The sequence below is a fragment of the Marinobacterium profundum genome (genome assembly GCF_001528745.1).
Lineage (GTDB): Bacteria > Pseudomonadota > Gammaproteobacteria > Pseudomonadales > Balneatricaceae > Marinobacterium_A > Marinobacterium_A profundum.
In genome coordinates this window covers 1-698 of sequence record NZ_BCNS01000066.1, presented here as the reverse complement: position 1 = coordinate 698, position 698 = coordinate 1, and the positions used below count along the sequence as shown (strand labels likewise).

General features: G+C 47.0%; 2 tRNA genes. Both read left to right on the top strand.

The window, feature by feature from the left end:
* Positions 1 to 137: 137 nt before the first annotated feature.
* A tRNA-Ile gene (locus MPRO_RS03195) sits at positions 138 to 214 on the top strand.
* A gap of 181 nt (positions 215 to 395) precedes the next feature.
* Positions 396 to 471: transfer RNA gene (locus tag MPRO_RS03190), tRNA-Ala, on the top strand.
* Positions 472 to 698 lie beyond the last annotated feature (227 nt).

Here is a 698-nt window from a genome sequence, read left to right as displayed (position 1 = left end):
GTTAAAGAGAGCGAAATGTTCACGGGGATAACCTGTGGATAAAGAGCTTGTAGCTCGACTGGTTAGAGCGCGCCCCCTGATCTTGAATAAAGAGTGGGTGAGGTCGATCTGAAGTCAGGTTAGAAGTTTGATGATGTAGGCTTGTAGCTCAGCTGGTTAGAGCGCACCCCTGATAAGGGTGAGGTCGGTGGTTCAAGTCCACTCAGGCCTACCAGTTTTCCGCAATCCGGCGTTATGGCAACACTCGTATAGCAGGCTATACGTCACGTTTCCAGGCCTTGTCTTGCGAAAACCTGGTGATCTTCAGGGTGGCTCAAATCCACTTTGACATCACAGCCGATCAAAAACGGTTGATGCTGTAAACCTGGTGTACTCTCTATACTAGGAAAAGTTCCGGGGCTATAGCTCAGCTGGGAGAGCGCCTGCCTTGCACGCAGGAGGTCTGCGGTTCGATCCCGCATAGCTCCACCATTCTATGGTGTGGAATTATCTGATCCGGAACATCATTGCGCTACACGAGTTTTAAAACATGCACTTTTTAGTAAAGTTCATCTTTTAAAGCTTCAATGCTTTATCGCTCTTTAACAATATGGATTCGAATTAATTCGAGATATGTCTTGTACTGTAGTACAAGCGCCAATGGCGAAAAATCTTATCGAACTCTCGTCCTTACCAGACGCTGACTCTAATACAGCTCT